General features: G+C 34.2%; 15 protein-coding genes. All 15 read right to left on the bottom strand.

Annotated elements, in window-relative coordinates; genetic code table 11:
• Positions 1-39 precede the first annotated feature (39 nt).
• The 15 genes from JNUCC76_RS05200 to JNUCC76_RS05130 all read right to left on the bottom strand — a co-directional run bounded on the left by JNUCC76_RS05200 (position 40) and on the right by JNUCC76_RS05130 (position 13154).
• Complete coding sequence (locus tag JNUCC76_RS05200; protein WP_454156390.1) at positions 40-351, bottom strand: hypothetical protein; 312 nt, start codon at positions 349-351, stop codon at positions 40-42.
• Positions 351-1727 carry an ATP-binding protein gene (locus JNUCC76_RS05195; protein ID WP_454156388.1) on the bottom strand — a complete coding sequence of 459 codons (1377 nt, stop codon included), beginning with the start codon at positions 1725-1727 and terminating at the stop codon, positions 351-353. The genes JNUCC76_RS05200 and JNUCC76_RS05195 overlap by 1 nt, the downstream gene beginning before the upstream one ends.
• A complete protein-coding gene (locus JNUCC76_RS05190; protein ID WP_454156386.1) occupies positions 1720-1977 on the bottom strand; it encodes a hypothetical protein in 258 nt (85 codons plus the stop codon). The genes JNUCC76_RS05195 and JNUCC76_RS05190 overlap by 8 nt, the downstream gene beginning before the upstream one ends.
• Positions 1977-2339, bottom strand: a complete 363-nt coding sequence (locus JNUCC76_RS05185; protein ID WP_454156384.1) for a hypothetical protein — start codon at positions 2337-2339, stop codon at positions 1977-1979. The genes JNUCC76_RS05190 and JNUCC76_RS05185 overlap by 1 nt, the downstream gene beginning before the upstream one ends.
• A 335-nt stretch (positions 2340-2674) precedes the next feature.
• A complete protein-coding gene (locus tag JNUCC76_RS05180; protein WP_454156382.1) occupies positions 2675-3235 on the bottom strand; it encodes a helix-turn-helix transcriptional regulator in 561 nt (186 codons plus the stop codon).
• Between the two features lie 41 nt (positions 3236-3276).
• Positions 3277-4425, bottom strand: coding sequence for a CPBP family intramembrane glutamic endopeptidase (locus tag JNUCC76_RS05175; RefSeq protein WP_454156380.1), 1149 nt, complete (start codon positions 4423-4425; stop codon positions 3277-3279).
• Between the two features lie 86 nt (positions 4426-4511).
• Complete coding sequence (locus tag JNUCC76_RS05170; protein ID WP_454156378.1) at positions 4512-7016, bottom strand: ATP-binding protein; 2505 nt, start codon at positions 7014-7016, stop codon at positions 4512-4514.
• Positions 7017-7048: 32 nt separating this feature from the next.
• Positions 7049-7507, bottom strand: coding sequence for a thioredoxin domain-containing protein (locus JNUCC76_RS05165; RefSeq protein ID WP_454156376.1), 459 nt, complete (start codon positions 7505-7507; stop codon positions 7049-7051).
• A 2-nt stretch (positions 7508-7509) separates the two neighbouring features.
• Positions 7510-8031, bottom strand: coding sequence for a DUF3278 domain-containing protein (locus JNUCC76_RS05160; protein ID WP_454156374.1), 522 nt, complete (start codon positions 8029-8031; stop codon positions 7510-7512).
• Positions 8021-8221: a helix-turn-helix transcriptional regulator gene (locus tag JNUCC76_RS05155; RefSeq protein ID WP_004906473.1), complete on the bottom strand. Its 201-nt coding sequence runs from the start codon at positions 8219-8221 to the stop codon at positions 8021-8023. The genes JNUCC76_RS05160 and JNUCC76_RS05155 overlap by 11 nt, the downstream gene beginning before the upstream one ends.
• A gap of 79 nt (positions 8222-8300) precedes the next feature.
• Positions 8301-8867, bottom strand: a complete 567-nt coding sequence (locus JNUCC76_RS05150; RefSeq protein WP_454156372.1) for a hypothetical protein — start codon at positions 8865-8867, stop codon at positions 8301-8303.
• Positions 8857-9381, bottom strand: coding sequence for a hypothetical protein (locus tag JNUCC76_RS05145; protein WP_454156370.1), 525 nt, complete (start codon positions 9379-9381; stop codon positions 8857-8859). The genes JNUCC76_RS05150 and JNUCC76_RS05145 overlap by 11 nt, the downstream gene beginning before the upstream one ends.
• 15 nt (positions 9382-9396) lie before the next feature.
• Positions 9397-10539 carry a phage tail tip lysozyme gene (locus tag JNUCC76_RS05140; protein ID WP_454156368.1) on the bottom strand — a complete coding sequence of 381 codons (1143 nt, stop codon included), beginning with the start codon at positions 10537-10539 and terminating at the stop codon, positions 9397-9399.
• Positions 10536-12524, bottom strand: a complete 1989-nt coding sequence (locus tag JNUCC76_RS05135; RefSeq protein ID WP_454156366.1) for a CD3337/EF1877 family mobilome membrane protein — start codon at positions 12522-12524, stop codon at positions 10536-10538. Before JNUCC76_RS05135 ends, JNUCC76_RS05140 begins: the two co-directional genes overlap by 4 nt.
• Before the next feature lie 54 nt (positions 12525-12578).
• Entirely contained in the window at positions 12579-13154 is a 576-nt protein-coding gene (locus tag JNUCC76_RS05130; RefSeq protein ID WP_454156364.1) for an alanyl-tRNA synthetase, read from the bottom strand.
• Between the last annotated feature and the right edge of the window lie 75 nt (positions 13155-13229).

Genomic DNA, 13229 nt, shown 5'->3' with positions numbered 1-13229 from the left:
AAACTAGTCATTTCAGCAAATTTCACAAATCGCATCAATTTAGACCAATTTTCTAAACTCTTTGATATACGCATCTAACTGTTCTTGCGAACTTTCAATATGCTTCATCAAATCAACAATATCCTGTGTAAAATCAAAAACATCAACATCTCTTATTTCTGCAATAAATCGTAACGCTTTTTCATTTTCAATTGCGCCACTTTCAACATCAATATTCTTAACAATATTTCTAATATTAGCCATTTCGTTGGCATCAATCGAACGTAGCTTATCCAACATCAACGACATATTTCTTGAACCATTCACTAAACTTAACCTAGTTCGCTCAATTGCCATAATATCATCTACCATTATTTTCCCTGACTTTCTCTTATTGCGATATTTTCACGCATGTATTCATGTAAATTAAAATTTTTTGGTACTTCTGGTGCAAAGAATGACCTGACTTGACTATCCCCAATCTTAATAAAGCCCCAGCCTTTCAAACTAGATGACAAAGGGCGCAACTGCTTTTCATTATCAGGGAATACCATTTTTTCAATTTCAGGTGTTGGCACACCCATGTTGATACGCATATTCAATTGGTTACGTATTGCCATAGGTAACGTGCCTGCATCAGGTCTCTGCATACCAATTAAAATATAAAAACCTAATTCACGTCCCAACATAGCAATCTCTCTAAGATTTGACATTGCTGTCTCATAACTAGCTTTAGTTGGGTCATCATAAGCCAATCTATCATTCATTTCATAATAAGCACCAAATTCATCAAACACTAAAAAATAAGGTGTAAACCCAAAATCTTTATAAGTCCCAACTTGACCCGATACTTTAATTGCTTCAATTTTTTCAGCACGAGCCATCATTTTAGTATAAAAATTTATCACAGCTTGATTGATTTCAGATGCCACACTAAAAACATTATTTTTTAATTCAGGTACATGTTTTAAACCAGCTAAATCAGACCGTTTTGGGTCAATGATATAAACAAATTTAGTGACCTGTAACAACTGTCCGATAATCGCAAACATGGTATACGACTTACCAGTACCAACGTTACCTGATATTAAAGCATTGTAGAAAGTATCATACTTCCAATCAATACCCTTTGAAATCTGCAATAACCCTTTTTTAGGTTTCAATTCTTTTAACTGTCGTCTAAATTTAATCGGGTCAAAAGCAAAGGAACTAATCATTATATTTTTACTAAATTCAGTTGTTTGCATATCAGCGAGTAATGCTGTTTCAACAACATTATCAAACTCATTTTTAGAAAAACTTTCCATGTATTTTTGGCCGTCTACTGGCTCTTGTAAAATCAGTTGACCTGTTTTGTGTAGTACCTTTAATTTCAATTTTGGGAAATAAGCGATAAATGTCCCATTATCATCACTAGCAGTATCAAAGAACCCTTTAGAAACAATCAACAAACTTATCATCTGGCGTAATTCAACTGTTTTCAAATACTTTGAAATAAAGTCGGAATGTTCTGGAACATAGTGCTTGTAAAACCAAAACAAACCCCAACCAAACAAACCAGTCAGCAGAATACTTAAAACAACTGGTGACAGATACCACCAACTATATTGCCCTTGCATCAACAAGTGAAAAATATTCAGATACCAAAACCCAAAGCAAACCGTTACTGAAAACAAAATAAAAAGCAAAGCCCTTTTAAATAAAGTCTTTGCTAAATACTGATCGCTGTATTTAATTTTCTTAAACATCTGTCTCCAATCTTTGCATCTCATCATTGATGACGTTATCATACATTTGATGCGTGAACTCATTTCTAAATCGTTCAAATTTTTGAGGACTGCCCTTAATTTCATTCAGGGTAAGACTATGCTGGTCGGGATAAGGACTATCACTTGCATAATCTTGCCAAGCAATTTTCCCATGAACATTGATAATGGCTTGCACCAATAACAACACATCTTTTCGTGTCATACGATACTTCTTAAATTCACTCATCATTAAACTCTCTTTTCATCACAGCTAACGGGCACATAATCGTTTCTAATCAATGCCGATAATTCATTGTAACTATCAATATATTCAAGGTAATTACCAAAAATATCTAAGCTATTATAATTACCAGCTCTAACCATTAACTTTGCTTGTTTTGCAAAATATTCTAACGACATATCATGATAGATAAAAGCATATCTTGCTTCATCAAAATCTTTAATTTGGTCTTTGATAGCTAAATACTTATCATGAAATATTTTGTAAGCACGATTAGCTTTACGTAAAACATCTTCGTTAACAAGCATACCCTCGGAATAACCAAGCATCGTGTTTTGTAAATCTGCCATTCTAAAATCAACTTTAGTCATAACATCTCCAAAATCTTTTTATCAACTCTAATTAGTTCAAATGTTTCAAATAATACAATAATTAAAACAACTAACGATAAACTCTGTCAACTGTACAGTCATTGTATTAGTCATCAAAAAAAAGCAAAGTCTTTTTATATAAGCTCTTTGCCTTTATTAACTTCTTTATTTAATTGTTTTTAAAATTTATTCAAACATGAAATTAAAAATTCATGATTATTTTTTTGCATAGTTATCAGTCAAAGAACTATGCAAAAAATAGTGAATTCTAAAACCACACCCTACATAATTTTTATTATAATATTTATTTTTTTATAAAGGACATTAACAGTATTTTATCTTTCAATAATATCATATCGAATAGATTTAAAACTATATCTAAAATATTTTTTTAGAAAAATAAAAAATAGCCGAGAAAATGATAAAAGTGCATAAATAAGAGCTAATCCTAATAAAAAAGTAATTGTATATAGTAAAAGTGCAGCAAATCCTTGCGGATGATAACTAAGTAAAATAAATCTAATACTACGATTTTCGAAAAGTTTTTCATACAATACATACACTGGAATCACGACGAGTGCAAAAGAAAAACTAGCCAAAATAAATGATAACAACCCAACAATTCCAACAACCGGCAAACCAACAAAAAAATTAAATATGAAGTTGCCTAGTATAGAAAAATAATTGGTTTTTTTTGTTAAAACTACATCATACCCCAACAAAATTGGTAAAGAAGAGTTATAAAGTTTTGCTAAATCCTCCAAGATTGAAATTGATGGTTCTCTAGAACCATTTTCCCAACGTGAAATACTTTGACGAGTTACGAATAACGAATCAGCAACCTCCTGTTGTGTCAATCCGGAGTTTTGTCTAATTTGTTGTAAATTATTTTTCATTTTTATTTTCCAAATATATAATAAATGTAGTTTTATTTTTTTTACAAGTGTTTAAGTTTATAATTGTTTTTCCTAAATAAAAAAATAGATAAGGATAAAAATATAAGGCTAACTAATACTGATACCATTATGCCTTGGAATCCAGGAATTGACAAGTTAGACTCCTGACTGATAATGCTTTCTAAAATGTCCCATACCATATGCAAAACAATCACAATCCATAGTCGTTGTGATAATAAATAAATTAAACCCCAAACAATGCCCATTGCGGTGACATCGATGGCAATAAAAATAGCTGTTATCCCCTCTCCTGAAATAATACCACTTAAATGCACTATCCCAAAAATAATACCTTGATATATAATCGCTTTAAACATTCCATTTTTTTCATGAACATAAACCTTCATTAATATTCCAAATATTAATCCCCTAGCCAATATTTCTTCTACAAATCCCGCGTAAAAGCCAAACATAAAACCATCAATCGTTAAATGCCAAGTACTAAGTGGATGTAACCAAAATCCCGAGTCAAAGAATAACGCAACCATGTGTACTAATATAATGATAAACCAATCACGTCTAGCAAAAACTGATTTTAACGAGTAGCTAGTTTGTATTTCCCTGACATTATTGGTTTCCATTAATTTTTTAACCATTAAAATAACAAATGGGATTGAGATCAACGCACTTGCTGTAAATGATTTAACAGAATTGGTATTGGAAAAAGCATAAATCAATCCGGTAGGGATACCTTTTGCAATACCTCCAACAACTAGAAAAATCATTATCAGTTGAAAATAACAAAATATTTTGTTTGAAGAAAATTTGAACGTGAGAATACGGCTTAACACGCATAATATTAACAATAGTATAGGTAGTATGATAAAAATAGAATATTCACTATATCCTTTGTTTACTAGCATGTTAGAAATCACAACCCAAGATATTATTTGTAATATATAATTCCAAAAATTGATAAAAGTATGTTGAAATTTTTTTGTTATCCAATTTTTTGCATGAAAGGTATCAAATTTTAAACCAAAAATACCAATAAATAAAGTCGCAATTAGCAGAAAAATATTTTCAGAATTTGATAATTCGTGAGAAATGATTAAATTAAGTGACATTAATATGGCCAACAATTCAAAACCTAAATATAATGTTGAAACCATCGTTTTTGTGTGTTGCATGTTTTGCACCCCTTTTTTGTATACCCATATTAAATAAAAAACTGTCTTTTTATTCAAGCACCAATTTGGTTACAGTGCACTAAACATCAGTAATAAAGGGCTTCAAGCTCCGCACCAGCATTCTTATCAACTGTCTTAAAAGCTTTCGTCCATTCTTCAAATAGCGAATGGATAACCACTTTACCAACACGCCCATAAATATCTCTAAACAAACATTGACCCTTTTTTAGGTCTTTTAACATATCCATATTTGATTTGTTTACTGGCAGACCAAAATGGCGTAAGATATTTTCACGCTCACTATCATCAGCGCTATCAAAGGCAAAAATTTGTCCGTATTGACCGTTACTTTTTTCATCATTGACATCGCCAACTCTTTGCGTGGAATAAATCAACATATTGTTTTCGGAACGACCCAAACGCTTGATGCCGTCCAAAACTTTACGTCCAGCAGGCGAAGCGTTAAATATCCAAGCTTCATCAATAATTTCAGCACTAAAGCGTTTCGTGTCTTCACGTCCAAACTTCTCTAAATATTTACCAAGTGCCAACATAATCGACACCGAATATTTTTGCGTTTCAGTGTAACTACGTACTTCCTGGTCAGCGTGTGGCAAGTCCAAACCAGTCACTTCTAAAATTGTCCGTTGATTATTAAATTCGATACTATCCGTTTGTCCGTCACTAAAAGCCAGTTTGAGCATACTATCAGGAATGACACTCTCATAATAATTCGCTAACTGTTGTGACTTCTCATTGCCAGTTTTTAGAATTTCGATAATCGCCATTGTACCAACTTGCTCGCCAGCCAAGCGTTGATTACAGACTTGTTTAATCGCATTGGTTAAAGCCGTATCAAGTTTCATATCTTGTGAGATTGACCGAACCTGTACCAACATTTCCTTAACCAACGTTAAGACACTAGGTCTTTCATCTACGGTACTCTGACTATTCAAAGTAAGCATTGGGTCAAGGACAACACGATTAGAGTTATCATTGGCATTCAAAGTCACATAATGAAATGAATTCATCAGCTTAGTGAAAAATGGGTTGTCGTTATTTTCGAGTGATTCCTTAAACCAACGTCTCACTTCTTGTTTTGGGTCAACATATAGTAGCTTCACATCAAACATTGCTAAATATAAAAGCAATACTTTAACCAAGAATGACTTTCCTTGTCCGGTATCGCCAGTGATTGCTATGTGCGGACTATCTGTTTTCGCCCCAACAATACCTTTGTTGGCAATCACTGGGTTAATCAACAACAATGTTCTTGAAGATGCCACGGCACTATCCACACTAAAGTAACGGTTAGTATCTAATACACGTCCGATATAAAAACCTGTTCGAGAACCTAATTCATGACTAGTGCCAAACATCAACTGGGCTAGAGCTGGCGCATTGGTAAATTGTCGCCAACGTTTAAACACTCCCAAATTGGTCGCTGGTAAGTTTTGATACAACAATAATTCTTGATTAAAACTAGGTTGAAAAACATCTATTTCACGATTAACAGTTGATAACCGTGTCTTTACTTCACGAATTTTTGTTTTCAATCCCTCAACATCATCATCACGAACCACTAATACAAGTAACCACTGCATAAAGGCATCTTTACTATCCATGACATCAGCCAAATCTTGTGCCAAAGCAAAATTAGTACGAGATCGCTTTGAACTATCATCATCACTTAGTAAGGCATCTTCTAGTTCATCTTTATACTTCCCTTTTGAACTTCTGGTCTCTTGCTTCATACCTTTAAAACCGTCTCGTTGTGGAAAGTTAATTTTAAAATGAACTTCAACAGGAAATTTAAATGATTGCAATTCAGGAATAAGCGCTAAATTGTCTAATCTATCAGGCAAATTCAAAACCAAGTGACTAATATAATCTGTTTCTTCCTGTGTTTCACGCTTAACAATACCCAATTTTGCTAAGTCAAAAGCCGTATCACGCATATTAGAGAAATCTTTTATGCCTTGATGATGATAGGTTGATCCCAATATATTGATTAGTTTGTCTTCACTCATCTTTGTTGCATCTAGTGGTCGTAAAATACCAAGTACATCGTCATTCATGGTTTGATAACGTTCAAAGAATTTGTCATCAAACTTGACCTGATAACGCATGGTTTCTGCCAAACGTCTTAAAATAAGGTCGGTGGCAAACTGGAATTTGTCTTTTAAGCCGTCCCCAACACTGGTATTTTTCAACTTAACGCCAACATAGAATTCATCACGAATTGCTGGATTAAATTCACTTTCCAAAATATCGACTTCTTCTTGACCCATATAGTATTGCGCCACATCAGATATATCTTTTGCCCAATCAGGACTAGTACCTTGAATACGACCCGCCAAGTCCATATCAACTGGAATCAACTTCAAATCAACATCATCATATTTTTGTAATCGCTCAAACACATCAACAAATGTTTCTTTAAAATTGCTTTTATCTTGTGCATTGGCGACATTGATTTGAAATGGTTTCAACTGATAGTAAGCCCACACATCACCCACTGTTGTGAGGAGTAAATTATCTTGATACTGCACAACTGGGTTTTCATACTTTACATTGACATTCTTTGCCATAAATTAAATACTCACCTTTCTTTTAAAATTTGTCATTGATCACTTGCCCCGGTCTCTGCAAAATTATTGATTTGTTTCACATCAGTTGACACCAATTTCATGTTTGGGTTATTTGGTTTCATAAACGTTGGTGTTTCTTGTATCGCAAAGTCGCTCACGTAATGTTTGTTATTGACGTTTTGCACATTGATTGTTTGAACTTGTTTGTCATCATGATTGAAATTCAAAACATTGTGCCAAAATATTTTGGGATAGACCTTTTGACAATGTGCGCAATCAGCATTGTAAAACATCACGGCTTGTACATTTGTATCTAACCCTTTAACATCATTATTTTGAAAATACATTGATGCTTTCGGTATAAAATAAAAACCAGTCACTAATAACAAAATGACTGGTAATACGCTATTAATAATAATTGTAATGGGTTTGGGTAACTGTTTTTTATTCCCTTTCTTAGTTTTACTGCCCCCTCTAATATAGTGTTTCATAATTACTCCTTTATTTTTTTTAAATTCATTCTTTGGTAAAAATACATTGCTAAGCCAAAGAAAGCACCTTCTATAATGTAAACTCTGACTGTATGCCATGAAGTTAATTCACTCAAATGTGGTGACATAATTCCGTTAAGAATAAAGGTTAATACGCCAAAAGTAAAACCTTGCTTTATAGATATATTGATTAGACGCTTCTTCTGATAGGCAATATCTTGGACTTCATTTTCAACTAAATGCCTACTCTTTGTTGCAAAAATAATGTATCCAGAGATACCGAATACTACGAATATAATATTAGCCCCAATATACCAGAGAAAAATACTTTCCAAATGTTTATACTCATCAAGGCTTAGAATTAGAAACACAAGAAAATTACTAATCAGAGAATAATAGAACATAGCTATGAAAGCAGTGTTTCCAATTTTATAAATTTCGTTACGTCTATATTCGTCTAAGACCCCTTGAACACCATAAAAGCGTTTTAACATTCTTGTTGAAAATTTTTCCTTATTTGTCATCGTCTTCCTCCCAGAAAAGTGCGTTTAGATCAGTTCCAAGTACATGAGCTAATTTCAAACAAAGCGATAATGATGGATTATACTTATCATTTTCAATCAAATTGATAGTCTGTCTTGCCACACCAATCGCTTGTGATAATTCGTATTGTGACATCTTTTTTGCTTTGCGATACTCTTTGATATGATTCATACTGAACTCCAATGTCATTTATATGTGACTAACACCATTCTAGAGTAGACTAGTTAATATGTCAAGTATATATGACACACTAAGATATTGAGTTAATTTTAATTGATGTTAATTTCTGCGTTTTTATATCAAACCAGCCATGTAAAAAAACTGTTTGATTGATTGATTTTTGACCTGTACCACTAGTTTGTACAATTACAGTCGCTAGACTTTCGATTGTTTGATTATCTATATCACTTGTATAACCTGTGGCTGTTTGATACTCACTAGTTAAACCGAGATTATCAATTCGGGACCCACCTGTGGCATCTAGTCCACTATCAAATAATTTATTTTTTTGTTCGCTTGATAGACTTAAAATATCTGATACTTGATTAAATCGCTTATCATAATCAGCTTGACTACTAAAAGTATAATAAGCCTTTGCAAATTCTAATAACTTTCGTTTAGCTGTCGCATCATTTGCATTGTACGTGGTTTGTAAGTTATCAATTTGTGTCGTTACATGGTTTTGAAGCTTTTTCACTTGCGACACTTCCTTTCTAACGTCTGCTATTTGTAACCGTTTATGATTTGTGATTGACATTGTGATGCCAAGACTAATTAAAAGCAAACCCATAATGCTAAGTAAAACCTTATTTTTCATTATCGAATGCCCCTTTCAAGGTTAGTCGTGACATATCAGTCACTTGCTTTTCATCAGTATCATAAGTGATTGTGTAAGCCACACTTTGTACATCACTCTTAGTAATAACTAGATATTCTAAATCAGACCCCCAAGCATTTTTAAGCCCGACAAGTGGTACATCATAATGTGCTTTATCACTAAACGTCACACTAGGCGCAAAAGTTTGAGTGAGTTCGTTAATCACTTTTTGTGATGCCAACCCTTTTAAACTATCAGAATAAGTTGAAGTAGGCTGATTACTAAATGTTTTTACAAAATTAGTGACTTGATTAGTGCTATTACTAACTGTCGATTGTTGTGATTGAGGACTAGATACGATTGTCTTTGACTTTTTTTGACTTAATTTAGCTTGCTTTAAATCAGCTTTAGCTTGAACCAATTGTTTATCTAAATTAGGCATCTGATTAAATTGTGTTACAAGAATACCATCCAAAACTAAACACGCAACAATGATTAAACGGCTATTTTTCATACTATCTCCTTTCGATTATTTACCTTGAATAAAGGTTACGCCTTGACTTGCTGTTAATTCTCTAAAACTAACCGTTCCAGCCCCAGATGCCACAACATTACATTCACTAACTAAGAAATGCTTACCGTCATCACTGATCGCTTCAACTACGGCAACGTGTCCGTAAGTCGGGTCGGCACCGTCTGCACCTTGTGAGAAACTAACTGCCCAGCCCACATGTGGTTGGCTATCAGTTTTATAACCTTTGGCTTTAGCGTTCTTGCCCCAATCAGCCCCATTGCCTAAACCATTTTCTACTGGTGTGCCTAATTCTTGCATACGGTTATAGGTGTACCAAGTACATTGTCCGAATGGATAAGTATTTGATGATGACGTGGCTGTGAAATTCGTATCTTTAATTTTGCTTTTATAGGCACTAGGTATTTCTTTAACTGGCGCACCACTAGTTCCCATACCTTGCGCAACATTAGTAGCGCAACCATTTGAATTATTAGTTGTATTATCGGTATTTTGAGTCGTTTCGGTACCAGTTGTGGCGGTATCAACGGCTGTATCTGATGACCCATTGGAAAACTTAGCATACCAAGAACGAGCATAGCTTTGTCTTGTAGCTGTTGTCCCAGCACCACCACGTTCCCAACTAGCTCTTAAAAATTCAGTGGCATCATCAACGTTAGTCATTTTCAGACCTTGCTTTAATAAGTCAGAGTTTGTGCCGTCATGATTAAGCGCAAAATCTAATTGCAAGCTGGCATCAGTCCACTTTTTATTTTGAGATTTCGCATAATCCAGCAACTCAACACGTCTTGAATTGTCCCATTGATTAAGCCCTAAAGCATAACCACTGATACTAGCATTCATTGCCGTTGTCTCATTGTAAGTTGCATTTGATTGCACAACACTAGCATTAAAACCACTTTCATGTTGTGTATTACCCAGATAACCAGCAATACCAGCTTCGGTCACACCTGATATTTTTTTAAGGTTGTCATGCAAAGACTTAGCAACCGCTTCTTTATCAGCACTGGTTGTGACACTAACGTCTGTACTGGTAGATTGACACTGATCACTATTGCTAAAAAACATACCAATAATGACAATAATTAAAAAAACAAGGGATAGAATAGCTATTAAATAGCCTTTCAGAAGTTTTTTCATCGCAACTCCTTATCTAAATCTTGCTTGTTTTGTTTACGCTGTTCATTATCAGCTTGTAAACGTTGATTAAAATGTGTGGCATCATCTTTTAGTTTCAATACCTTTGAACGTGCCTCACGTCTTGTTGGCTCTGTAGCACTATCAGAAATCTCAGGCACTTTCTTTAATTCTTTTGAACGTTGATAGCGTGGCAATTCCACTTCATCAGCAATTGCTCTACTATGTGTACCGTTATTTTCAGGAAAATCATTGCCCCTTGACTGTGGCGTGTCATGTGGTATATCTTGATTTGGCATTGCATTCTTCAAACGACTAGCACGGTCTTTTTTGACTTGTGCTTGATGTTTTGCCATATCTTTTGAAAGGTAGTCTTTGCGAGCTTGCTTACGCTTTGCTTGTTCTTCCTGTTCAATTTCATCACGAAGTGCATAATCATCAAAATCATCACTATGCTTGTCTTTGTAATTGTCTTTCATGTCTTTGCCACGTTTGATACCGTTACGTGCGCCTTGATACATACGATTAGCACTATTACGCATTTCATTTGCCGTACCTAATGCTTTACGCCCTGCCCTAGTCATACTGATTTTGTTTATAGCATTATTAGCCATACTTGAACCAGTAATCGTTTGTACTAACCAACTTTTGTTTTTCCAAAGTAGAATCATCAAAACAATATAAACAATAGAGTTCAACATTGAACTGGCACTATCAACTGGTGGCACCACCGTATCAGTGACATTGCCAACCCAAGTAATAAACATGATACCAAATAACAAACCAACCTTAGCAAAAAGCAAACCAAGCGCACCCATTGCTGTTTTTAAAGCGCTGTTTGCAAATTTAGGAATGAGAGAAATCATGATTGTAAAAGGCGCCAAATAATATAACAAAATAGCCCCTAATTGAACCAGCAAGTTAGCCAACCCAACCATAAGCAATGGTACGCCATAAGCAAATGACATCACTGGTGACATAAAGGCGATTGCGACTTGATACCACTCTTGTCCGCCTTTCTTTTTAATATAACTATTATTTTTCGCAAATTCTGACAGCACATCATCAGTGACATTACCACCAATTAAGCGATAAGGGTTGCCCATTTTATCATTACCTTTTTCGGCATCTGACATAGTGGCAACACCATAATTACCTAACAAAAATGGTCGCTCAACTGCCTGTTCAAAATATGAATATCTCAATGTATTTTGAAAACTATCTCCTGTATCACTATATGCACCTTTAATATCACTAGTTGAAACAAAGACCGCAGTCTGTGCATTAGAAGTTAGTGTGTTAATCGTTGACAATACCGTACTACCAGCTCCAACCCAAGCAGAACCTACAACAGCAATGACTACGATTGTCAAAATGGACTTTAACCCGCCACCACTTTTAATACTCTTCGCAAATGTCCATACTAGACCAACACCAAATGCTAGATATAGTAGTCCTTTTAAGGCATCACTTTGCCATGCTTTGTTAGAATATTGCCCAACACTAGTTAGTACACTGTTAATACCACTTGTAATACCAGTTAAATTAAACATAGTAGACAACGCTTTATCAAACAATGGATAAACAATGTTTAAGTTAATTGCAGTGAACAGATCAGTGACGATATGTGCCGCACCTGATGAAACATCTGTCAATGAACTATCTTGATGATAGAACTTGTAGTTTTGCAAAATATGACTGTTGACCCAGTCCATATCAGGTTGACCTAACTTTGATTTAATAACATCTTCTGGATAGTCACTTGCGGAAGATGTGTCACCAGACTTTTTTTCTGCATCATTGGTTACTTCACTAACAGCTTTTTCAGCTTGCTTTGAAGCATCATCAATTGCCTTAGTAGTATCATCAGAAATCACGGAGCTGCTCGAATTACTACTATCATTTGCGGACACTTGTGTTTGTGCAAAACCCAAAACAAACAAAAAAGAAGCCAAAATAATTAGCTTCCGACAAAATTTTATTGACATGTGCTTTCCTTTCAAAATAAAAAGCGCTTGCAGTATTTGCAAACACTAAGCAATTTATTGAACCGTATTATTCGTCCAAGTATAAACCAACGGCATATTATCATAATATGATTTACTAATGTAGCCATCAACCATTTTCTTTTTGCTTAAATCATAAGCATTTATCATAGTTGGTTCATTATTTTTATACCCATTCTTATATAGCTTTTGAACAATAACGTTTTCTGACTTATTATAAAAAATTTCAATCTTAGCAAAATTCCCGCCATCGGAACTTGTATCCATATCATCATCATAATTATTAACACCAGTAGCTGTCATAGCTTCATCAACACTAGATTTATCAACAACACCGTCATTTGAGTATTTAACAGTGTAATCTTTACCCTCAACATATTTGCTAGTTGATGTGCTTGATACGCTTGATGCACTACTACTTACTTTAGCCGTTGTACCAGTTTCTTCAGTAGTCGAACCCGAATTATTGGAAATTATGACCCATGATGCTAATAAAATGATAATAACTAAAGCTAGTCCTGCAATCACCAGATATAACACGTTCTTTTTCTCAAATTTTTTTGATTTCTCAGGCATATTTTTTTTCTTATATCGTGTTGTTAATACATCCATTTTATCACACCCACCTCTTCATATAGTTTTAAGTAACCAAAATGATGAACTACTTTAATTCTACAAACTCTGTTA

This window comes from Leuconostoc sp. JNUCC 76 (assembly GCF_053667755.1).
The sequence above is the reverse complement of the archived record's forward strand: the minus strand, read 5'-3'. Positions and strand labels throughout refer to the sequence as shown.